Annotated in this window: 20 protein-coding genes; 8 read left to right on the top strand and 12 right to left on the bottom strand. The window is 71.2% G+C overall.

Annotated elements, in window-relative coordinates; all coding sequences use genetic code 11:
- Nucleotides 1-148 precede the first annotated feature (148 nt).
- Together ACFY10_RS28430 and ACFY10_RS28435 are read left to right on the top strand one after the other, a co-directional pair.
- Entirely contained in the window at nt 149-1762 is a 1614-nt protein-coding gene (locus ACFY10_RS28430; RefSeq protein WP_390668041.1) for a DHA2 family efflux MFS transporter permease subunit, read from the top strand.
- Nucleotides 1759-2370 (top strand): hemerythrin domain-containing protein, encoded by a 612-nt coding sequence (locus ACFY10_RS28435; protein WP_390668042.1) that lies wholly within the window; start codon nt 1759-1761, stop codon nt 2368-2370. The genes ACFY10_RS28430 and ACFY10_RS28435 overlap by 4 nt, the downstream gene beginning before the upstream one ends.
- A 134-nt stretch (nt 2371-2504) precedes the next feature.
- On the opposite strand, the gene ACFY10_RS28440 is transcribed toward ACFY10_RS28435, so the two are convergent.
- Nucleotides 2505-3224: a 2OG-Fe(II) oxygenase gene (locus ACFY10_RS28440; protein WP_390668043.1), complete on the bottom strand. Its 720-nt coding sequence runs from the start codon at nt 3222-3224 to the stop codon at nt 2505-2507.
- Between the two features lie 14 nt (nt 3225-3238).
- Nucleotides 3239-3730 carry a methylated-DNA--[protein]-cysteine S-methyltransferase gene (locus ACFY10_RS28445; RefSeq protein ID WP_390668044.1) on the bottom strand — a complete coding sequence of 164 codons (492 nt, stop codon included), beginning with the start codon at nt 3728-3730 and terminating at the stop codon, nt 3239-3241.
- A 146-nt stretch (nt 3731-3876) separates the two neighbouring features.
- Between ACFY10_RS28445 and ACFY10_RS28450 the strand changes: the two genes are divergently transcribed.
- The 3 genes from ACFY10_RS28450 to ACFY10_RS28460 all read left to right on the top strand — a co-directional run bounded on the left by ACFY10_RS28450 (nt 3877) and on the right by ACFY10_RS28460 (nt 6557).
- Nucleotides 3877-4122, top strand: a complete 246-nt coding sequence (locus ACFY10_RS28450) for a hypothetical protein (protein ID WP_030937710.1) — start codon at nt 3877-3879, stop codon at nt 4120-4122.
- A gap of 3 nt (nt 4123-4125) precedes the next feature.
- Nucleotides 4126-4503: a toxin Doc gene (locus ACFY10_RS28455; protein WP_390668045.1), complete on the top strand. Its 378-nt coding sequence runs from the start codon at nt 4126-4128 to the stop codon at nt 4501-4503.
- 446 nt (nt 4504-4949) lie between these two features.
- Nucleotides 4950-6557 carry an RICIN domain-containing protein gene (locus tag ACFY10_RS28460; protein ID WP_390668046.1) on the top strand — a complete coding sequence of 536 codons (1608 nt, stop codon included), beginning with the start codon at nt 4950-4952 and terminating at the stop codon, nt 6555-6557.
- A gap of 50 nt (nt 6558-6607) precedes the next feature.
- On the opposite strand, the gene ACFY10_RS28465 is transcribed toward ACFY10_RS28460, so the two are convergent.
- The 5 genes from ACFY10_RS28465 to ACFY10_RS28485 all read right to left on the bottom strand — a co-directional run bounded on the left by ACFY10_RS28465 (nt 6608) and on the right by ACFY10_RS28485 (nt 11870).
- A complete protein-coding gene (locus tag ACFY10_RS28465; protein WP_390668047.1) occupies nt 6608-7588 on the bottom strand; it encodes a 2-hydroxyacid dehydrogenase in 981 nt (326 codons plus the stop codon).
- Entirely contained in the window at nt 7585-8754 is a 1170-nt protein-coding gene (locus tag ACFY10_RS28470; protein ID WP_390668244.1) for a lactate 2-monooxygenase, read from the bottom strand. The genes ACFY10_RS28465 and ACFY10_RS28470 overlap by 4 nt, the downstream gene beginning before the upstream one ends.
- 73 nt (nt 8755-8827) lie before the next feature.
- The gene (locus tag ACFY10_RS28475; RefSeq protein WP_390668048.1) at nt 8828-9523 is read right to left on the bottom strand and encodes an alpha/beta fold hydrolase; all 696 of its coding nucleotides are present in this window, start codon (nt 9521-9523) and stop codon (nt 8828-8830) included.
- Nucleotides 9520-11097 (bottom strand): purine-cytosine permease family protein, encoded by a 1578-nt coding sequence (locus tag ACFY10_RS28480; RefSeq protein WP_390668049.1) that lies wholly within the window; start codon nt 11095-11097, stop codon nt 9520-9522. The genes ACFY10_RS28475 and ACFY10_RS28480 overlap by 4 nt, the downstream gene beginning before the upstream one ends.
- A 194-nt stretch (nt 11098-11291) precedes the next feature.
- Nucleotides 11292-11870, bottom strand: coding sequence for a hypothetical protein (locus ACFY10_RS28485; RefSeq protein ID WP_390668050.1), 579 nt, complete (start codon nt 11868-11870; stop codon nt 11292-11294).
- A 325-nt stretch (nt 11871-12195) separates the two neighbouring features.
- Here ACFY10_RS28485 and ACFY10_RS28490 point away from each other — a divergent pair, with 325 nt between their 5' ends.
- The gene (locus ACFY10_RS28490; RefSeq protein WP_390668051.1) at nt 12196-12630 is read left to right on the top strand and encodes a protease inhibitor; all 435 of its coding nucleotides are present in this window, start codon (nt 12196-12198) and stop codon (nt 12628-12630) included.
- A gap of 139 nt (nt 12631-12769) precedes the next feature.
- On the opposite strand, the gene ACFY10_RS28495 is transcribed toward ACFY10_RS28490, so the two are convergent.
- From ACFY10_RS28495 to ACFY10_RS28510, 4 genes are all read right to left on the bottom strand, one after another.
- Nucleotides 12770-13147, bottom strand: coding sequence for an STAS domain-containing protein (locus tag ACFY10_RS28495; protein ID WP_390668052.1), 378 nt, complete (start codon nt 13145-13147; stop codon nt 12770-12772).
- A gap of 168 nt (nt 13148-13315) precedes the next feature.
- Nucleotides 13316-14323 carry a Ppx/GppA family phosphatase gene (locus ACFY10_RS28500; RefSeq protein ID WP_390668053.1) on the bottom strand — a complete coding sequence of 336 codons (1008 nt, stop codon included), beginning with the start codon at nt 14321-14323 and terminating at the stop codon, nt 13316-13318.
- Nucleotides 14324-14362: 39 nt separating this feature from the next.
- The gene (locus ACFY10_RS28505) at nt 14363-14857 is read right to left on the bottom strand and encodes a methyltransferase family protein (protein WP_390668054.1); all 495 of its coding nucleotides are present in this window, start codon (nt 14855-14857) and stop codon (nt 14363-14365) included.
- Between the two features lie 82 nt (nt 14858-14939).
- Nucleotides 14940-16442: an MFS transporter gene (locus tag ACFY10_RS28510; RefSeq protein WP_390668055.1), complete on the bottom strand. Its 1503-nt coding sequence runs from the start codon at nt 16440-16442 to the stop codon at nt 14940-14942.
- A gap of 161 nt (nt 16443-16603) precedes the next feature.
- Between ACFY10_RS28510 and ACFY10_RS28515 the strand changes: the two genes are divergently transcribed.
- Entirely contained in the window at nt 16604-16948 is a 345-nt protein-coding gene (locus tag ACFY10_RS28515) for an ArsR/SmtB family transcription factor (protein ID WP_390668056.1), read from the top strand.
- Nucleotides 16949-16954: 6 nt separating this feature from the next.
- A complete protein-coding gene (locus ACFY10_RS28520) occupies nt 16955-17482 on the top strand; it encodes an SRPBCC family protein (protein WP_390668057.1) in 528 nt (175 codons plus the stop codon).
- A gap of 4 nt (nt 17483-17486) precedes the next feature.
- On the opposite strand, the gene ACFY10_RS28525 is transcribed toward ACFY10_RS28520, so the two are convergent.
- Nucleotides 17487-20306 (bottom strand): NHLP bacteriocin export ABC transporter permease/ATPase subunit, encoded by a 2820-nt coding sequence (locus tag ACFY10_RS28525; protein ID WP_390668058.1) that lies wholly within the window; start codon nt 20304-20306, stop codon nt 17487-17489.

The raw sequence follows: 20306 nt of genomic DNA on the forward strand, positions 1-20306 counted from the left end.
GAGGGGGATGAATGTGACATAGAAGCGGCGAAATGTGACCTACATCTCAGCAAATTCGCGCCATGTCACACCCGCCCGCAGTCCCGCCCTCTTGAACGCGAGTCCGACACGAGTCCGGCATGAGTCCGACCGCAAGGAGACCGACATCGTGTTCAAGAAATGGCACGGCAACCCGTGGGCGATTCTCATCACCCTCTCCCTCGGGTTCTTCATGACCCTCCTCGACCTGACGATCGTGAACATCGCGATCCCGCAACTGGGCGAGGATCTGAACGCGTCCCTCGACGAGATCCTGTGGGTCGTCAACGCCTACACCCTGGCGCTGGCCGTCCTGCTGATCACCGGCGGGCGCCTCGGCGACCTGCGCGGCAAACGCAACCTGTTCGCCGCCGGAGTCGCCCTGTTCACCCTCGCGAGCCTCGCCTGCGGCCTCGCCCGGGACCCCGCCCAGCTCATCGCGTTCCGGGCGGTGCAGGGCCTGGGCGCGGCGCTGCTGATGCCGCAGACCCTGTCGATCATCGCCGAGGTGTTCCCGGCCGACCGGCGCGGAGTGGCGATGGGTGTGTGGGGCACGGTCGCGGGCGTGTCCGGCGCGCTCGGCCCGATCCTCGGCGGGGCGCTGATCACCCACCTCAGCTGGCGGTGGATCTTCTACGTCAACCTGCCGATCGGGGCCGTCGTGCTGCTGATGACCTTCGCGATCATCCCCGGTGCGAAGCGCACCGTCCGGCACCGCTTCGACACCCTCGGCGTCCTGCTCGCCTCCACTGCCCTGTTCTGCCTGGCCTTCGGGCTCACCGAGGGCCAGCGCTACGACTGGAACCGCTGGATCTGGAGCCTGTTCACCCTGGCGGCCGTCCTGTTCGCAGCCTTCCTGCTGCACGAGCGCGGCCAGCAGGCGAACGAACCCCTCGTTCCGTTCGCGCTCTTCCGGGACCGTAACTTCACCCTGGTCAACCTCGTCGGCGTCACGGTGGCCTTCGGCATCGTCGGCATGTTCCTGCCGCTGACGATCTACCTGCAGTCCGTCCTCGGCTTCAGCGCCCTCAAGTCCGGTCTGGTGCTGCTGCCCGTGGCACTCGGCTCGTTCGTGACGGCGGGGCCCGCCGGAGCAATGTCCGACAAGGTCGGCGGCAAGTACATCCTGATGAGCGGGCTGCTCGCCTGGGCCGGCGGGCTGACCTGGGTCGTGACCGTCGCCGACGTCGGCTCGGGATGGCTGACCATCGCGCTGCCGCTCTTCCTCACCGGCCTCGGGGTCGGCTGCACCTTCGCGCCCTTCGCCACCGAGGTCATGCGCGGTGTTCCGGCCCGGCTGGCCGGAGCGGCGTCCGGCGTCACCAACGCGCTGCGGCAGGTCGGCTCGGTGCTCGCGGGCGCCGTCGTCGGCGCGGTGCTGCAGAACCAGCTCGCCTCCGCGCTCACGGACCGGGCCCGTCAGAGCGCGGGCCGGCTGCCCGCCGCGTACCGGGACTCCTTCGTCGCCGCCTTCTCCAAGACCGAGTCCGACGTCAGCGCGCGGCAGCAGGGCGGCGCGCCGCACGGAGTGCCGCAGGACGTCGCCGAGCACATGCGCGCCCTCGGCGGACAGGTCTTCGGCCATGGCTTCGTCGACGCGATGGGCCCGGCCGTGTACGTGTCCGCCGCCGTGCTGCTGGCCGGAGTGCTCGCCTGTCTCGCCGTACGACGCCACCGCGGCCCGTCCGCCAACCCGCACGCCCTGCCGATCAACGAGACCGAACTGGAGGAAGCCGCCCGATGAGTATCGACTTCACCGCCATGTACGCCTCCCACGACGCCTTCCGACGCGACCTGGAGCGCCTGGCGCAGGCCGTCGCCGACGGCCGCGCGCACACCCCCGGCGTGCGCGCCGGCTGGGAGAACTTCACCCACCAGCTGCACATCCACCACACCGCCGAGGACAGCGACCTGTGGCCGCGTGTGCGCGAGCGCGTCGCGGGACGTCCGCGTGAACTCGCCCTGCTGGACGACATGGAGGCGGAACACTCCCGCATCGACCCGCTGCTCGCCGCGGTCGACACCGCACTGGACGACCAGGCACCCGAACTGCCCGATCTCGTACGGGCGTTGACGGCCACCCTCGACGACCATCTCAAGCACGAGGAGGACAGCGCGCTGCCGCTCATGCAGGACGTCCTGACGGCCGCCGACTGGGCCGCCTTCACCGGCCGCATCCGCGAGACCCAGGGCCTGCGCGGCGCCTCGGTGTTCGTCCCGTGGATCATCGACGGCGCCCCGCCCGCGGACCGCGACCGCTTCCTCGGCGCCATGCCGCCACCGGTACGAGTCCTCAACCGGCTGTTCTGGCAGGGAAGTTACCGCCGCAAGGGGCTGTGGTCCGGAGCCTGAGGCGCTGGGCGGCCTTGACGCGCCCCGCAAGGGGCGCGGGGAACTGCGCGACCAGCCACGACGGTGCCGCAGACGACAGACGGCAGATCGCGGCCCCGCGGTGGAGCCGCACATCGGCACAACCAGCGGAGCGCTCACGCATCGTGGAAGACGATGCCCAGTGCGTGCCGCCGGCCGGAGCGGACGGTGCTCACACCGTGCCGCATCGCTCCGGCCGACCAGCCGCGCTTGGTGCGCACCGGCCGGTCCCGGGTGGTGAAGACCAGCCCGTGGCCCTGCCGCAGCGCGGTCGCGGTGCCCCGTGACTGGGCCCGCGGCCGCTGCTCGACCATCAGGAACTCGCCGCCGGTGTAGTCGCTGCCGTACTCGTCGAGGCCGACGACCACCTGGAGCGGAAAGAGCATGTCGCCGAACACGTCGCGGTGCAGGGCGTTCCAGTCGCCCTCCGCGTAACGCAGCAGGATCTGCGCCGACCGGTCCTGCCCCGCCGCGTGGCAGGCCTCCAGCCACTCCCGAAGGGAATCCGGCCAGGGCGCCGGACGGCCCAGCCGAGCCGCCCAGTCCCGCGCGATCGGCAGCAGACGCGGGTACAGCGCGGCACGCAGGGCGGCCACCGGGGCCGGAAGATCGTGCGTGAAGTACCGGTACTCGCCGGATCCGAAGCGGTGGCGCGCCATGTCGACGGTGGTCCGGAACAGCTCCGGCTTCTCATAGAGCGCGGCCAGGTCACGGCACTCGGCGGGCGTCAGCAGCGGCCCCGTCGGCGCGCTGCCGTGGACGTCCAACTCGGCTGCGAGGGCCGCCCATTCGGTGCCGGCGACCCGCCTGCGGGCCTGCGTCTCGGTGAGAGTCACGACATCTCCTCCCGTCACCCCAGCATCGGCTGCAGCGCACCCTCGTGGGTGAGCAGCCGCACCTTGCGCTCGACGCCGCCCGCGTACCCGCGCATCGAACCGTCGGCACCGATCACGCGGTGGCAGGGGCGGACGATCAGCAGCGGGTTGGCGCCGACCGCGGCACCCACGGCCCGGATCTCGGCCCGCGGCACACCGAGCCGCGCGGCCAGTTCCCCGTACGTCGTCGTGGCGCCGAACGGGATCTCCTCGAGCGCCCGCCACACCCGCTGCTGGAACTCCGTCCCCTCGGGGGCCAGGTTCAGCTCGAAGCGGGTGAGCCGGCCCGCGAAGTAGGCGGAGAGCTGCCGGGCGGCTTCCCCGAACGCCTCGTCGTCACGCCGCCAGTCGGCACGGACGACGGGCGCGCCGCGCTGCCCCGGCAGGGACAGCGAGGTGAGGGCCGTACCCTCGCCCACCAGAAGCAGTTCACCCACCGGACTGTCGATCTTCGTATACGTCGTCATGGCTCCAGTCTGCTGCGCCGTGCTGCCTGGAACCGGCGGGAAACGGACATGGTCCTCAGCCGGTGCGGGCGCCTGGAGGTACCGCAGTAAAGGTGCTGTGACCAGCAACTATTTACGAGTAAGTACCCCGGCGGTACCGTGAAGGCATGCCAGCCCTGAATGTCGAGTTCAGCGACCGCGAACTTGAGGACCTGCGGCAGATCGCCAAGGAGCGCGGTACGTCCATGAAGGCGCTCGTGCGCGAGGCCGCTGCGGCGGACATAGCCCGGCACCGTGCGCTGCAGGAGGGCGCGGAGGCGTTCCGGCGCTTCTTCGCGTCCCATGCCGACGAGTTCGCCGCCGCCTTCCCCGACGACGAACCCGCCCACGCCGGCGAGGGGCGGGTCGCCTGACCGATGGCACCCGTCATCCATATCGACGTGCCCTGGCTGCTGCAGCGCCACGAAGAGGTCCTCCCGGACCAGCCCACCGTCAACGACTTCTCCGCCCTGGTCGCCGCCGTCGCCCGCCACCGTGTGGACCCGCCCCGCCTCGGCGTGGACTCGGACCCGGCCTGGCGGGCCGCCGCCCTGCTGCACACCCTCGCCCTGCTCAAGCCCCTGCCGTCGGCCAACGCCCGCTTCGCCTGCGCGACCGCCGTGGCGTACATGTTCGTCAGCGGCGTCGGCATCGACCCGCCGTACGGCGCCCTCGTCGACCTCGCCCGCGATCTGATCTCCGGCAAGGCCGACGTCTACAGCGCGGCCGACCGGCTGCGCTCCTGGCAGATCTGAGGGCCGCCCGGCCGTAGCCGATACGACCCGCCCCCGGGGCCGCCGACCGAGGGCGGGAGGAACAAGGTCGGCGGCCCGTGCGGCGCAGGAGAGCCGCCGTCCTGCGCAGGGCCTCCGAGAAGGGCCGGTACCCAGTGCACTACGGGGTGGTGCGCGCCGGGAGCGTGCGCGGTGCTCCGGCGCGGGCGCCTGTTTCACACGGGGCGCATGGAATGACGAAAGCTCATGCGGGTGAGGCGAGTTGTCGCCGTTTCTGACCAACTTTCAAAGAGGCGGATGTTGCCCAAGTGCCTTGTTGGTCATGAGTGTGTTGTGCAAGGGTGAACTACTCGTGCGGGGGGTGTAATGGCCGGGTGTCGATCGGCCAATCGGAAACCGGGCCGGACGGACATACCTGAATTCACGCCCTCCTGTGTGTTCCATGCGCGTGGGAAGGAATCCGCTCAGTGTCCACCCCCCACCCACCTCGTCCCCCTTACCCGCCGCCCGGCGGGGCTCCCGGAGAATCCGACGAGAACCTGGCCACCCGGCTCAGGGGCCGTCCCGACGGCGAGGTCGCCCAATCCGTCGCGCTGCTGATGGCACGGCACTGGCAGCCCGCCCGCGACTACGCGGCCATCTGCCTCGCCTCCCCGGCCGACCTCGCCTCCATCGTGACGGCGGCCGCCTTCCACCAGGTCCTCGACCGGCTGGCGCTGGGTGAGCCCGCGCTCGCGGTGCGCCCCCGGCTTCTGTTGGCCGTACGGGACACGGTCGGGGTGTGGTCCGCCGCGGACCGGATATCCAGTGTTCTGCCGGAGCTGCAGAAAGCCTCCGGCGGCCGCGGTATGCGTACGACGAAGTCCATGACGCCCGAAAACCGCAAGCTCGCCGAGCGTTCATTCCAGGCCCTTCCCGGACTCTCCCGGTGTCTGCTCTGGCACACCGAGGTCGAAGCGGAGTCCATATCCGTTCCCGCCGGTCTGCTCGGCATGGATACCGACACCGCGTCGGCGGCACTCGAACAGGCGCGTGAAAAATTCCGTGAAGGTTGTGTACATGCCCATCGGGAACTCGCGCCGAGCAAGGATTGCCGGTTCTACAACCGCCTCCTCGATGTTCCGATTCGCCGGGGCGGGGCCCTGCTGCCGGATGTCCAGCAGCATCTGGCGGAATGCCGCTACTGCCGTTTTGCCGCCGAGCAACTGAGCCATTTCGAGGGCGGGTTGGGGGTCCTTCTCGCCGAGGCGGTGCTCGGCTGGGGTGCCCGCCGCTACCTCGACTCCCGCCCCGGCCGTGCGGGGCAGGGCGCGCGCACGAGCGGCTCCGGGCGGCACGGCGGAGGACGCCCGCGCATCCTGCCCCGTATTCCGCTGCCTGGTCGGCGGCCGCCGGGGGCGCCCCGGAACTCGCGGGCGCTGCTGACCGGGGTGGGCGTCGCCTCCGCCGGGCTGCTCGCCACGCTGTTCGCGGGCGGCCTGTGGTCGCACGACGACGGCGTCGACCCGGCCGCCTCCACCAGCGCCGGCGGAGGCACGGCACCGGGCGTCGGCTCCCAGTCGTCACCCGGAACCGCCCAACTCCCCACGGTTCCGGGGCAGTCGAGACTGCGCAACGCCGGCGCCGACCTCTGCCTCGACATCACGGGCAAGGTGAAGGCCGGCGCCGGGACCCAGCTGGCGGCGTGCTCGGACGCAGACACCCAGCAGTGGTCGTTCGCCAAGGACGGCCTGCTGCGCAGCGCGGCGGACCCCGACCTGTGCCTGGACTCGCACGTGGACGCGGGCGTGGCCGTCCTCGGCACGTGCGCCGCCGAGAAGGACAAGCGGGGCGACGACGTGCGCTACGACCTCACCGTGCAGGGGGAGTTGCTGCCCCGCTGGGACGAGCAGCTGGCCCTGGCCGCCACCGCCGAGGAGCCGGGCGCGGACATCGTCGTCAAGGTCCGCGACGGCTCCCGGGCGCAACGCTGGCTGGCCGACCCGACGTCGACGGCGACCCCGGGCTCGCTGTCGATCACCGGGACGGAGACGCCTGCGTCTCGGCCGGCGGAGTTGTCCGAGAAGAGCGCCTAGTCGCTCGGGGGTGCGGGATCGTGGCGGCTGTCGGTTCTCTGGGGTGACCGCTAGCCGACAACGTCCCGCGCTTCCCCGCCCGTCAGGAAGTCGGCCACGTTCTGCACGGCGGCCAGCGCGATGCGGACCAGGGTTTCGCGGGTCACCCCGCCGACGTGCGGCGAGAGCACCACGTTCGGCGACTTGAGCAGGCGCAGGGCCGGGGTGGGCGGTTCGGGGTCGAAGACGTCGATGCCCGCCCCGGCCAGGGCGCCCTTCTCCAGCGCGTCCGCGAGGGCGTCCTGGTCGATGAGGGCGCCCCGCGCCGTGTTGATCACGAACGCCGTCGGCTTGAGCAGGGCGAGCCGCTCGGCGTCGAGCAGATGCCGGGTCCGGTCGGTGAGCGGCGCGTGCAGGGAGACGTAGTCGGCCGTGCGCAGCAGCTCGTCGAGCGGGACGTGGCGGGCCCCGCCGAGCCGGGCCTCCGTCTCCTGAGGCAGCCTGCGGCGACCGGCATACACGATGGTCATGTCGAACGCGACCGCACGGCGGGCGACTTCCTGCCCGATGCCACCGAGTCCGACGATGCCGAGCGTCTTGCCGCAGAGTTCGGTGAGGGAGCGCTGCAGGCGGGGCAGCGCCCAGTCCGCCTCGACGAGCGCCGTGTGCGCGGGGATCAGCTGCTTGGCCAGCGCGAGCATGAGAGCGAAGGTCTGCTCGGCCACGTTCTGCGACTCGGCGCCGCTGGAGCCGATGTTGCACACGAGTACGTCCCGGGCGCGCGCCGCGTCCACGTCGACGTACTCGAAGCCGTGGCTCGCACACTGCACCAGCTCCAAGTCCGGTGCGGCGGCGAGATGTTCGGCGGTCACGGGGGAGAGCGCTGTGATGATCACGTGTGCTGCGCGGAGGGCGGCCGGGTCCTCGTCGGTCGCCTCGACGACCGTGACGTTCGCCTCGCCGGGAAAGAGCGTGGCGAGTCCGGCGCCGGCGGCGCGGCCCCCGACGTGCGGGGCGACGACGGCGAGAACGTTTTTCGGAGCGGTGGTCATACGGATTCCTCGATGAGGTCGGCGGAGCCGATCGTGGCGGGCGTGGCGTGTCCGGACAGGGCGAGAGTGAGGTCGAACTCGGCGAGCAGACAGCGGATCACATGCTCGACGCCCGCCTGTCCGTCGAGCCCGAGCCCGTACACGTACGGCCGCCCCAGCAGCACCGCCTGAGCGCCGAGCGCGAGTGCCTTGAAGACGTCGTCTCCGGTGCGGACGCCGCTGTCGAACAGGACGGTCAGCCGGTCGCCGACCGCCTCGGCGACCCGGGGCAGCGCGTCGGCGGCGGCCACGGAGCCGGCCACCTGGCGGCCGCCGTGGTTGGAGACGACCACGCCGTCCATCCCGGCGTCGGCGGCGAGCCGGGCGTCGTCCGGGTGCAGGATGCCCTTGAGGACGATCGGGCCGTCCCAGTTCTCCCGCAGGAACGCCAGGTCCGGCCACGTCTTGCCGGGGTCCGCGAACATGCCCACGAAGTGCAGCACGGCAGCGTTCGGGTCCTCGAGCACCGGTTTCGCCAGGCCCGCCTGGAAAGCCGGGTCGGAGAAGTAGTTGGCGGTGCCGACGCCGTGCAGGAACGGGAGATAGGCCTGGTCGAGGTCGCGCGGGCGCCAGGCCAGCAGCGGCGTGTCGAGGGTGACGACCAGCGCGGTGAACCCGGCCGCCTTCGCCCGGTTCAGGAAACTCCGTGTCACCTCGGGGTCCTTGGCCCAGTACAGCTGGAACCAGCGCTCCGCGTCGCCCATCGCGTCGGCGACCTGCTCCATCGGCGTGCTGGAGGCCGAGGACAGGATGTACGGCACGCCCTGCGCGGCGGCGGCCCGGGCGGCCGCGGACTCGGCGTCCGGGTGCATGATCGACAGCACGCCGACCGGCGCCAGCGCCAGCGGGGCGGGCAGGGCGCGGCCCAACACCTCGACGGACAGATCGCGTTCGTGGACGTCCCGCAGCATGCGCGGGACGATCCGCCGGCGCTGGAGAGCCGCCCGGTTCGCCCGCGCCGTACTGCCGTCGCCCGCACTGCCGGCGACATAGCCGACGGGCCCGGGGCCGAGCCGCTGCTCGGTCAGCTCCTCCAGGCGGGTCAGATCGGTGGGCAGCCTCGGTACGGCGCCCGACATCCCGTTGAGATAGATCTCGTACTGGAAGTCCGCCCAGTGCTTGGCCATGGGGTGGTCCCGCCTCTCGTCGCTGAGAACGCGCTGCACGCTGACGATACCGGCGGGTAGGTTGGCTGGAGACTCAGGGGGCGACGGCCGATTCGCGCAGGATGCGGGCCAGTTCGCGTGGCTGCGAGAACATCGGCCAGTGACCGGTGTCCAACTCGACCAGGTTCCACGTTTCGCTCTTGAGGAGCTCGGCCACCTCGTCGCTCGGCTCGGGCCAGTCCAGCAGGCACTTGACGTAGGTCGCCGGCAGTTCGGCAGGGGAGCGGGTCAGCACGGCCGGTTCGGTGAGCGAGGCGCCCGGATGGGCGGTCGCGCCGCGCACGATGCGGTCGATCTGCTCCTCCGTGAGGCCCTGCCCCTGAAGGTCCTCCGCCGAGAAGGCCTGCCAGAAGCCGCCGTTCTCCGCGATCGCCGCCCGCACCCCGTCGCTGTCCCAGCCCCACAGGAACGACTTGCCGTCCGCGGGGACACTCGCGTCGACGTACACCACCCGCGCCAGCCGGTCGCCGATCCGCTCAGCCGCCTGCCCCACGGGTATTCCCGAGTAGCTGTGCCCGACCAGCACCACGTCCCGCAGATCGAGCTGCTCCACCGCGTCGACGATGTCCTGCACATGCGTCTGCTGCCCGGCCGGCATGCCCCGCTTCTCGGCGAGCCCGGACAGCGTCAGCGCATGGGCCCCGTGCCCGGCCGCCCGCAGCTCGGCCACCACCTCGTCCCAAGCCCACGCCCCCAGCTTGGCACCCGCCACCAGAACGAATTCAGTCATGGCAGCAACGTAGCCGAAGGCACTGACGACGCCTGCGGCCCCGTGATCGACGGCACCGGCACCTCGACCATGCGGGCAAACCGCGCCCCCTCCGGCCCGTACGCCGCTCGCGGCTCGGGGAACAGCCGCAGCAGCGCCAGGTACAGCACCGCGGCCACGACCAGCGACAGCGGCAGACTGATGTCGATGCCGTTCGCGAGGTCGCCCAGCGGGCCGACGAACTGCCCCGGGATGTTGGTGAACAGGACGCCGATGAGCGCGGACACCCACCACGCGGTCATGCCCCGCCAGTTCCAGCCGTGCGCGAACCAGTAACGGCCGCCGCGCTGACGGCGGTTGAAGACCTGGAGGGCGTCCGGGTCGTACCAGCCGCGGCGGGTGAAGAAGCCCAGCATCATGACGACCATCCACGGCGTGGTGCACGTGATGATCATCGTGGCGAAGGTGGAGATGGACTGGACGAGATCGAGCCCGAAGCGGCCGATGAAGATGAACGCGATCGACAGCACACCCACCAGCACCGTCGCCTGCACCCGCGACAGCCGCGGGAACACGGAGGAGAAGTCGAGCCCGGTGCCGTAGAGCGAGGTCGTGCCCGTCGACATGCCGCCGATCAGGGCGAGCAGGCACACCGGCAGGAAGTACCAGGTCGGTGAGATGGCGAGCAGCCCGCCGACGAAGTCGGGGGCCGCCGGGTCGACGTACTTCGGGGCCTTCGCCGCGATGATGCTCGCGGTCGCCAGGCCGAAGACGAACGGCAGCAGCGTCGCGATCTGCGACAGGAACGCGGCACCGATCACCCGGCGGCGCGGGGTGCTCGCCGGGATGTAGCGCGACCAGTCGCCGAGGAACGCCCCGAACGACACGGGGTTGGACAGCACGATCAGCGCCGCACCGATGAACGACGGCCAGAACAGGGACTTGGTCGCCGCGTCCGCCGAGTCCGTGAAGACACCGGCGTATGACGGGTCGAAGTCGCCGGCGAAGGCGATGGCGCCGAGCAGGAACAGCACGGTCGCCGAGGCCACGGCGACCTTGTTGACGAACAGCATGAACCGGAAGCCGTACACGCAGACCGCGAGGACCAGAGCGGCGAACAGCGCATACGCGACGACGTACGACAGGTTGCTGCGCTGCAGGCCGAAGAGCCGGTGCGCGCCGCCGACCAGGGCATCCCCGGAGCTCCACACCGAGATCGAGAAGAACGCGATCGCGGTCAGCAGCGACAGGAACGAGCCGACCACGCGGCCGTGCACGCCCAGGTGCGCGGAGGAGGAGACAGCGTTGTTGGTGCCGTTGACCGGGCCGAACACGGCCATCGGGCAAAGGATCAGCGCGCCCGCGAGGACGCCGAGGAGCGTGGCCGCGAGGCCCTGCCAGAAGGAGAGGCCGAAAAGGATCGGGAAGGCGCCCAGGACACAGGTGGAGAAGGTGTTGGCGCCGCCGAAGGCGAGCCGGAACAGGTCGAGCGGGGTCGCGGTGCGGTCCGCGTCGGGGATGCGCTCGACGCCGTGCGCCTCGACCTCGGTGAGGGACGGCGGCGTGCCGGGGGAGTCGGACGATTGCGGGGACAAGGGGGCTCCAGCGGGGGCGGGTCGGTGGAGCGCGTGGTGGCGCGGCGGGATGGACGGCCGGTCGCCGGCGCAGGGGTGTGCGGCGGGCATGGCGGCCGTCCTCTCGGCGGTCTGCCGACCGTACGGCGGTGGGCGGAACCCGTGCCAGAGGACGGTTCATCCATCTTTCGGGCTGGGAGTGTACGGATCCTCCATCACTCGTCGTCCGCCGCCGGGGCGTCGGCCGGGGTGTCCGTCGGCGCGTCCTCCGGCTCCGTGTCCGGGCCCTGTGCCCGCACCCGCTGGACGTGTTCGAGGGATTCCCGCAGCTCGGTGAGCCAGTCGTCGGTGTGGCGCTGGACCAGGCGCACGCACCAGGCGAGGGCGTCGCTGCGGCTGCGGGCGACCCCGCCGGCGATCAGGGTGTCGAGGACCTGGCGCTCGGGCTGGCGCAGCCGGGTCATCACGGGCGCGGCCACGTGTGTGAACAGGGCGCGCTCGCCGCCGCACTCCACACCCCAGGAGACCTTCCGGCGGAAGCGGTGCTCGGCCTCGCGGGCCACCTCGATCCGGGCCTCCCGGGTGCGCTCCCGGAACTCCTGGATCCGGCTCTCGGTCGCGGCCTCCCGCTCGGCGGCCGAGGCGCCCTCGGCGAGCCGGGGTTCGGGGATGCGGCCGATCACGGTGATCTCCTCGCGGTCGACCGTGATCTCGGCCAGCTCCTCGAAGAGGTCGTCGGGCAGACGGCCGGCGAACCAGCCGCGCAGCTTCTCTCGTTGCTCTGTCGTAATCATGTAATCACGATTACTCGATGCGTCCATGAATGCAAGGGACCGCGGGGGGAGTCCGCGGACGGCTCAACCGGAATGTTTCAGGCCTATTAACGAAGCGCAGGAAACCAGCCACTTGGCTGCTTCGGGCGATCAAGAACCGCTCAGTTCCGGGGTTTGAACGTTCGAATTCCGTGACTTCACGCCACTGATTCAACACGCAAGGTTACTGAAACGCGTGGGGTCGAGGTGTGTTTCCGCCGCGGACTCGGCAGACTCGCGCTCGCCGGTCCGGCACCAACCCAGAACGGGCCGGCACACCCTCGAATCCTGCGGAAGGATGCACACAATGCGGAACACCGCGCGCTGGGCAGCCACCCTCGCCCTTACGGCCACCGCCGTCTGCGGACCCCTGACCGGGGCCGCCCTCGCCACCCCGGCCGCCGCCCCCGCCTCGCTCTACGCCCCCTCGGCCCTGGTGCTCACCGTCGGCCACGGCAACAGCGCGGCCGAAGCGACCCCGCTGCGGGCCGTCACCCTGACCTGCGCCCCGACGGCCTCCGGCACCCACCCGGCCGCAGCCGTCGCCTGCGCCGAACTACGCGGCGCCGGCGGCGACTTCGACGCCCTGGGGGTGAGAGGCGACGTCATGTGCACGAAGCTGTACGACCCGGTCGTTGTCACGGTCGACGGCGTCTGGCAGGGCAAGCGCGTCTCCTACGAACGGACCTTCGCCAACGAGTGCGTGAAGAACTCCTACGGGACCAGCGTCTTCACGTTCTGAGAGACCGGGATCGCGGAGTCCTCGCGCACATCTGAAGAGGCGCGCTTGTGGGGAGTGCGAGTCCCTTGTCGCGGGGTACCCGTTGATCTCGCACCAGGGGTCGGCCGGGCGGAGTGGGGCCGCCCGCCGACTCCTGGCATCAGTTCCGCCCCTCCCCGGGGATCGCGGGGAGGGGCGGAAAGCGTCCCAGCAGTCCCGCACCGCTCAGCAGCCGGCGGATGCCGGGTGTGTCGGAGACGATGCGCAGCCGGCCACCGCGCTCCCGGGCCCGCGACTCGGCCCGGCACAGCACGCGCAGGCCCGAGCAGTCGAAGAACTCGACCTGCCGCAGGTCGACCAGCACATCCGGGACCGGCCATGCGGTCGCGGCGTCCAGGTGTTCCAGGAGGAACCCCGCGGTCGCCAGATCGATCTCACCCGCGACCTCCACCACGGTGAACCGACTGCCGGCCCGAGTGCGGGCATGTGGGTTCGCCGCGGGCGGTTCGGAAGCGCGGTCGTCCGCATGCGGCGTCATGTCCGCTCCACCTAGGCGTAGGGCGCATTCGATCTCGGTAGTTTCCCCGGCGTGCGGGAGAACATCCCTGACACGCCGAGCGCAAGATCTGGTTCACTCGACCTGGTGAATTGGAATGGAAGCACTTGACATTTCGCGCGTGCAACGGCTGACGGCGGGCTTCTTCCCTCAGTGTGTCGCGGCCGCGATGCGCAGGGGCACCGGATCCGGGGGAGGGGGCGCCTCGTCGAGACGGTTCATCTTCGCCCACCAGGACGAGCCGTCCTCGATCTGGCGCAGCAGGACTCCCTCGCGGATCGCCCAGGGACAGATCGTGACCACTCTGAGGCCGGTCAGCTTCATCGCGGTGTGGGCGACCACCGCGCCGGCCAGGCTCTGCTCGGCGCGCGGCGCGGAGATGCCGGGAAGCCGGGCGCGTTCGGCGGCGGGCAGGGCGGCCAGGCGGTCGACGGCACGACGTAGGTCCGAGCGCTCCAACTGCCGTTCCACGAACGGGCCGTGGCGCCCGGGCGGCGCTCCGCACAGCCGTCCCAGCTGCTGGAACGTGCGCGAGGTGACCACCGCCGTGCGCGGTCCCTCCCAGCGGATCCGCGCGGCGACGTCCCGCAGCTGGTGCCGGACCTTGCGGCGCAGCGCCCGCACCTGCTCCTGCGGCGGTGGATCCTGCCCCTGGAGGAACTCATGGGTCAGCCGTCCCGCGCCCAGCGGCAGCGAGGCCACGAAGTCCGGCAACCGGCCGCGCCCGAAGGCCACTTCGAGCGAACCGCCGCCGATGTCCAGCAGCGCGAGGGGTCCCGACCGCCAGCCCATCCAGCGCCGCGCCCCGAGGAATGTCAGCTCGGCCTCGACCTCGCCGGGCAGCGTGCACAGACCGACCCCGGTCCGCGTGCGGACGGTGCGCAGTACCTCCCGGCGGTTCGGAGCGGCACGTACCACGGCCGTCGCGAAGGCCGCGGGGCCGGTCGCACCCCACCGGGTCGCGGTCCGGCTCGCCTCGGCGACCGCCCCGGCGATCCGGTCGATGTCCGCCTCGGGAATGCTGCTCCCCGGCGTCACGTGTTCGGACAGCCTCAGGCGCCACTTGGCGGTGTGGACCGGCAGCGGCACCCCGCCCTCCGCATCCGCCACAACCAGTCGGACGGTGTTCGACCCCACATCCACCACGCTGATTCGCATGAGCCCGTGGGTACCCAATTACGGTCGGTTCAACGCCCGTCACTCGCCGCGCCAGGGCGTCAGCCGCGGCCACCAGCCGGGCACCGCCCGCCGGTAACGGGTGTAGTCGGCGCCGAACCGGCGGGCCAGCGCGGGCTCCTCGTACCACTTTGCGAACGCCCACATCGCCGCGCCGGCGCAGGCGCCGTATCCGAACAGGACCGGCCGGGCGAGCAGCAGGCCCTGGCCGCCGATCGCCGCGACCACCGCGACGTACATCGGATTGCGCACATACCGGTACAGCCCGCCCACCACCAGATGCGCGGGCGGCGCGACCGGCGCCGGTGTGCCCAACCCCTCGGCCACGAAGCGGATGTAGGCCGACAGCAGGACGACCGACCCCGCGGCCAGCGGGAGCAGGCCGAGCCCGCGCACGGGCGGCCACCAGTCGCCCGCCCGCCAGCCGGTCAGCCACCACGGCAGCAGGACGACCACGGTGCCGGGCGCGAGGAACAGGAAGACCGTGGTCCCGAGTGCCGCCGCCGTTTTCCGCATACGGCCACCATGGCAGCGAAGAGGGGCCACCGTCTCCCTGCGGACGGCAGCCCCCGGACCCATACGGCTCAGGTCGGATCGATCACATGTGGACGACCGGTGCGGCGTCCGCGTCCTGCTCCGGCACCCCGCGGCGGAAGAGCAGGAAGGCGATCACCGCGCCGGCGGCGAACAGGCCCGCCGACCACCAGAAGGCGGTGGTGTAGCTCTCGATCGTCGCCTGGGCCTGCACCAGCTTGCTGGTCGCGTCCTTGCCCGCCAGGTAGTCGGTGGCGGCGCTCGCGGCAAGGGTGTTCAGCAGGGCCGTGCCGATCGAACCGCCCACCTGCTGCATCGCGTTGACGGTGGCGGAGGCGACGCCCGCGTCCTCGGCCGCCACCCCGCCGGTGGCCAGCTGCATGGCCGCCGGCATCACGAGGCCGAGGCCGGCACCGGTCACGATCAGCTGCGGCAGCACCGCGCTGACGTAGCTCGAACCGACGCCGATCCCGGTCAGCCAGGCCATACCGGCCGCGGCGACCGCGAAGCCCAGGGGGACGGCCACCTTCGGTCCGACCCGCGGCACCAGGACCGTGGTGCCGAGCTGGGCCGCCACCATCAGGGCACCGACCATCGGAAGGAAGGCCATGCCGGTCTTCGTCGGGCTGAAGCCCAGGTTCAGCTGCAGGTAGTAGGTGAGGAAGAGGAACACGCCGAACATGCCGCCGCCGGAGATCAGCACGGCCAGGAACGAGGCCGCCCGGTTGCGGTCCAGCAGGATGCGCAGCGGCAGCAGCGGATGCGCGGCCTTGGTCTGCCACCAGGCGAAGGCCGCCAGCAGCACACCGCCGGCGATCAGGAAGCCCCAGGTCAGGGCCGAACCCCAGTCGTGCGTCTCGGCGTTGGAGAAGCCGTAGACCAGAGAGAACAGGCCGGCCGCGACCAGCACCGTGCCCGGCACGTCCAGCTTGGAGTTCCCGGCGTCGCGGTGGTTGGTCAGCAGCAGCCAGCCGCCCACGAAGGCGACGACGGCGATCGCGACGTTCACATACAGCGTCCAGCGCCAGTCGAACGCGTCGGTCAGCACGCCGCCGAGCAGCAGGCCCACCGCACCGCCGGCACCGGCGATGGCGCCGTAGACGCTGAACGCCCTGGCGCGCTCCCGGGCGTCGGTGAAGGTCGTGTTGAGCAGGGAGAGCGCGGCCGGTGCGAGCAGTGCGCCGAAGGCACCCTGCAGGGCACGTGCGGTGACCAGCATGCCGAAGCCGTTCGCGGCACCGCCGAGCGCGGAGACGCCGGCGAAGCCGACGACGCCTATGAGGAAGGCCGTCTTGCGGCCGAAGAGGTCGGCGATACGGCCGCCGAGCAGGAGCAGGGAGGCGAAGGCCAGCGCGTAGGCGGTGACGATCCACTGCCGGTTGCCGTCGGAGAACCCGAGGTCGGCCTGGGCCGACGGCAGCGCGATGTTCACGATGGTGGCGTCGAGGACCACCATCAGCTGCGCGACGGCGACGACCGCGAGGATCCACCACCGTTTCGCGGAGGCGGCGGGCGCCGCCTCGACTGCACCCTGCTGGGCGCTGTCGGTCAAGGTCTTCTGGGGCATGGAGAACCACTCCAGGGAAGTCGTTCGGAAAACCGGGAACGAAACGGTTTCGTACAGCGGTAGCCTAGACCCTCCGTGAGCGAAACGGCAACGTTTCGCTAGGTGTGGTCTCGGTCTCATATTCCTTGACCGGAATATAACTGTGGGGGCATATTGGAACCATGTCCGACGCCGCGCTCTGGACCGCCCTCGCCGATCCCCACCGGCGGGCCATCGTCGCGCTGCTCCTGGAGCGGCCGCGGCCCGTGGGAGAGATCGTGGAGGCGTGCGGTCTGAGTCAGCCGAGCACCTCCAAGCATCTGAAGGTGCTGCGGGAAGCGGGCCTGGTACGGGTACGGCAGGACGCGCAGCGTCGCGTCTACGCGCTCGACCCGGCGCCGATCGCCGAGCTCGACGCGTGGCTCGCCCCGTACCGCAGGCTGTGGAACCGCAGCCTGGACGCGCTCGGCCGCCGCCTCGACGAGACGGCGTCGGACGATCCCGAGGAACCCGCCCCGAAGGACTGATCCACCATGGCCGCTGATCTCACCGGCACCTACCTGACCCTGGACGACGGCCGCCCGGCCGTCCGCTTCAGCCGTACCTACGACCATCCCGTCGAGCGCGTCTGGCAGTTCGTGACCGACGCCGATGAACTCGCCCAGTGGTTCCCGTCCCGCGCCGACATCGACCTGCGCCCCGGCGGCACGATCGCCTTCAGCGGCGACCCGAACATGCCCAAGTCGACGGGCCGGGTGATCGCCGTCGACGAGCCCCGGCACCTGTCCTTCGAGTGGGGCGGCGACGAGCTGCACTTCGACTTGGAGGAGTTGGACGACAAGCGCACCCGCTTCACGCTCACCAACGTCCTGCAGGCCGCCGACACCGCTGCCCGCAACGGCGCCGGTTGGGAGGTGTGCCTGGCCGCCCTCGACGCGAAGGCCCGAGGCGAGCGCTCCGAGGGGCCGCACGCCGGGGCCGAGGCGCCCTGGAAGGAGATCTACCAGGCGTACATCGACGCCGGGATCCCCTCCGGAGCGCCGGTACCGGGGATGGACTGACCCGTCACGCCATCTGCCGCCGCACCAGCTCGTGCAGTCGCCCGCCCGTGTCCGCGAGCAGCTGCGCGGGCGGGCCCTGCTGGGCGACCTTGCCGTCCTCCATCACGATCACGCGGTCCGCGTCCAGGACCGTGGACAGACGGTGCGCGATGACGATGCGGGTGGCGTTGAGGGCCTTGGTGGACTCAATGACCGTGCGCTGCGTCTCGTTGTCGAGGGCGCTGGTCGCCTCGTCGAAGAAGAGGATGCGCGGCCGGCGGATCAACGCCTGCGCGATCATGAGGCGTTGACGCTGGCCGCCGGAGACGGCACCGCTGCCCTGGACGATCGTGTGCAGGCCCATCGGCATCCGCTTGATGTCCTCGGCGAGACCGGCCATCTCGGCGGCCGCCATCGCCTCCTCCGGCGTGTACGGCTCGGTGCCGCAGATGACGTCCAGGATGGAACCGGTGAACGGCTGCGCGTGCTGCAGCACGACACCGCACTGCCGGCGCACGGCCGACTGGTCGAGCGCGCCCAGGTCCTGGCCGTCGTACAGGACACTGCCCGAGACCGGCTTGTCGAAGCCGATCAGCAGCCTGAGCAGCGTCGACTTGCCGCAGCCGCTGGGGCCGACGATCGCCACGAACTCGCCCGGGCGAATGTCGAACGACACGTCGTCCAGGACCAGGGGACCGTCGTCCGTGTACCGGAAGGAGAGCCGCCGCGTCTCGATCGCACCGGACAGCGGGCCCGGCCGGGTGCTCGCCGTGCGCACCTCCGGCGTGGCCTCCAGCACCGGCTTGATCTCCTCGAACAGCGGCAGCGCGGCCACCGCCGAGACGAACGCACTGGTCAGCGAGGTGACCGAGGTCAGCACCATCGTCACCGAGGTGTTGAAGGTCAGGAACGCGGCCGCCGACATCACCCCGCGCGCCGGGCCTGCCAGCAGCATGAACATCAGCAGGGTGCACAGCGGCAGATAGACCGCGCCCAGCACCGTGGTGAGGTTCTTGATACGGCCGACCTTCTGCTGCAGTTCACGGCTGTGCGCGAACTCCGAGGCCCAGGCCGCGTAGGCGTAGTTCTCGGCCGCCGCCACCCGCAGCTTCGGCAGCCCGCGCAGGGTCTGGAAGGCCTGGTTGTTCAGCTTGTTGCTCAGCACGACCAGTTTGCGCTGCCAGCGCACCTGCCACAGGCCGAGCCCGAGGAACACGGCCGCGATGACGACGAGCATGCCGATCGCCGCCAGCGCCATCGACGGGCTGTACCAGAACAGCAGCCCCAGGTTCATCGCGCCGACGGTCACCGACTGGGCGACGACAGGCCCGACTCCGGCCATCAGGCGGCGGATCGAGCTGATGCCCATGGCCGCGCTGGCCAGCTCGCCGGTGGAGCGCTCGGTGAAGAACTTGGTCGGGAGCCTGAGCAGCCGGTCCCAGACGGCCGGCTGGAGCGTGGCCTCGATCCGGCCCTCCAGACGGAGGATGGTGAGGTTCTCCAGCAGCATGAAGGCCGCCGCCACGACGCTGGTGAGCATCACGGCCAGACAGACCTGCACGATCAGGCCCGTCTGCGCCTTCGGGACGAACTCGCCCAGCACCTTGCCGGTGGCGATCGGCACGAGCGCGCCGATCGCCACCGTCACCAGACCGCTGAGCAGCAGGCCGGACAGGTCGCTTCCGGTGCCGCGCATGCTGAACCGCAGCAGCCGCAGCGGGCTCAGCGTCCGTTCGGGCAGCGGACGGTAGAACATCACCGCGCGCGGCTCGAACTCCTCCGCGTTGGCCTTCTCGATCGGTGTCTCGCGTCCGGTCGACGGATGTACGGCGACGTAGCCGCCGCGCCGCCACAGCAGCGCGACCGGCGCACCCGACAGGGCCCGGTGGCCGATCAGCGGGCCGACGTTGTCCCGCCACCAGCTGCCGTCCAGGCGTACGGCCCGGGTGCGGACGCGGGAGGCGATGGCCACCAGCTCCACCGGGTCGAGGCGGTCGCTCTCCGTTCCGCTCTGCGCGGGTTCGGCAAGCTGGATCCCGGCCGCCTCGGCGACCAGCTTGCACGCCGCGTACGAGGCGTCCGCGTCGGCGGCGGTGGTGCGTTTGCCGGAGGACTTGCCGATGGAGGCGAGCAGCGTGCGGTCGGCCTGGGCACGGACGGCCTCACCGGCCTTGATGCCGGCCGCTGTCCGGTTCTCGTGGGTGCGCTCCAGCTGCTCGATCCAGCGGTCCAGCGTGGTCAGCAGCCGGTACTGCTGGTCGACCATGCTCTGCCAGACCGCGGGGTCCATCAGCAGGTCGGCGGCGGCCTCGGCGCCGTACAGCGAGCCGTACTGGACGCTGCCCGGCGGCACCTGCATCCAGAAGACATCGTCGTCGTTCACCTCGGCAGCCCGCTCGGTGGCCATCGGTGCCTGGAAGAGGACGGTCAGGCTGCGGCCGACGCCGAGGGCGAGGGCGTATTCGAGCGGGCTGGTCGTCGGCGGGACGTACTGGGCGTTGCCGTACTCGTCGTAGGACCAGGTCTGGGTGTCGGCCGTCTGGTACAGCTCGCGCAGGGCGATGCGGTGCACCACGCAGTCGCGCAAGGGGCGGGCGACCAGGGTGTGCTGGGGGCCGGGGACCGGGCCCAGGATCAGCGAGCCCGCCTCCAGACGGCCGAGGTGGTGCCAGTGGCCCTGCTGCACGGCGTCCACCGCGAACAGGTCCAGGCTGCCGGCCGCGACCAGCCACAGCACCTGCGGGCCTTCCAGGTCGAGCCGGGTCAGGCCCGAGCAGTCGACCAGTGTGCCCATGGCGCCGAGGGCGCCGAGAACCACGTCGCCTTCGTGTTGTGCGGTCGTCAT

This window comes from Streptomyces sp. NPDC001401 (genome assembly GCF_042895385.1).
Classification (GTDB): Bacteria; Actinomycetota; Actinomycetes; order Streptomycetales; family Streptomycetaceae; genus Streptomyces.